Genomic DNA, 1,299 nt, shown 5'->3' on the forward strand with positions numbered 1-1,299 from the left:
TCGCAGTAGGGTCTATACCGGATCTGACTGGCAAGGAACAATATAACGACGGAGGATTTGGCCGCTTCGTGACGCAAGGAGCCGGTGACATGGTCCAATCAGCGTTGTTCAAAACTGGTGCAAGAATGGTAAATCGGCGCGAGACCGCGGTAACTCTTATGGAGGCACAGTGGGGCATCCGAGACATACAGCAACAAGAGCCAGCTCATTTACTGATAGCAGGCAGTATAAATAGCCTTGATTTCATTCCAGGCGGCGGTGCGGTCGCGACGATAGGCGGCGTCGGCCCGCGTTTCCGGCAAAACCGGATCCTTGTGGGTCTCGATCTGACAATGACGAATTTGCAAACTGGACAGATTGTTGGGAGCATCTCCCTTCATAAACAGATTTTTGCGAACGAGATCGGATTCACTGCCGCAAGAATACAGGGAGGGACCATAGTGGACGCGGATGTGGGCGCGATGAGGCGGGAGGCGGTAGATTATGCGCTGCGTGTCATGCTCCAGCTCGCGACCTTCGAACTTCTCACACAAAGTATGCCTCCTGAAGAATACGAAGGCTGCCGGTCACTTATCGGTGACGCTTTGGGCTCAGTAAACGGAGTGCGAACTACCGGGGAGCCTTTCGGGGCATCAAGCGACGTCAGCAGAGTTCATGAAGACGCCAGTGGGGCTTCTTCTGCTGATAGGCCGGTCCAAAAGGCAGAGCCCTGACCCGGACCAAGATCACCGGCAAAGGAGCCGGCTGAGAGGCATCACCGCCAGAAAGATGTGAAACGTGCCAGGGTGATCTGGTTCGTTTGTTCAGGAGTAAAGAATGCTAGCTCGTCAGATTGCGGTTGCCGCTACCCTCTTCGTTGCGGGAGCGACGATGGCACAGGCTCAAATGGTCAATAGCTTCGAAGATATCAGTGGGCAGGTCTTCCTCGGGGCGCTCGGGCAAGACGGAAACTCTACTGCTGGTAGCGTTGCCAACAGGTTTGCCACCATTTCGCAGAGCGTCGGGGAGAATGTAACCGGCAACGTCAAAATAGACCTCGGCGCGTCAGGTGGTCAGTTCGACACCATAGGGACGACAGCCGCTGGGGCTCTTAACCAATCCGCCATTGAACTGTCCGGGACTCAGATCGGCACTCTGCCGATCATGTCCGCAACCTCTGTGGCAGGGTCACTCGGCGCCATGACAGGAGCACTTAACACGTCTCAGATCGCCGGCAATATTGATCTGACAAGCGAGGGCAATTTCAAAGGAGCAGGCGCAGTCAGCACCACAGTAGTTGGTGCTCTGAATTCCTCCAGC

General features: G+C 55.4%; 2 protein-coding genes. Both read left to right on the plus strand.

The genetic code is table 11. The features are described from left to right. Positions 1 to 713: CsgG/HfaB family protein (locus tag C5F48_RS23920; protein WP_219907841.1), on the plus strand; the 713-nt coding region annotated here is incomplete at its 5' end. Between the two features lie 103 nt (positions 714 to 816). Further along, positions 817 to 1,299: hypothetical protein (locus C5F48_RS24960; RefSeq protein ID WP_219907842.1), on the plus strand; the 483-nt coding region annotated here is incomplete at its 3' end.

This window comes from Cereibacter changlensis JA139, assembly GCF_003034985.1.
Taxonomy (GTDB): domain Bacteria; phylum Pseudomonadota; class Alphaproteobacteria; order Rhodobacterales; family Rhodobacteraceae; genus Cereibacter; species Cereibacter changlensis.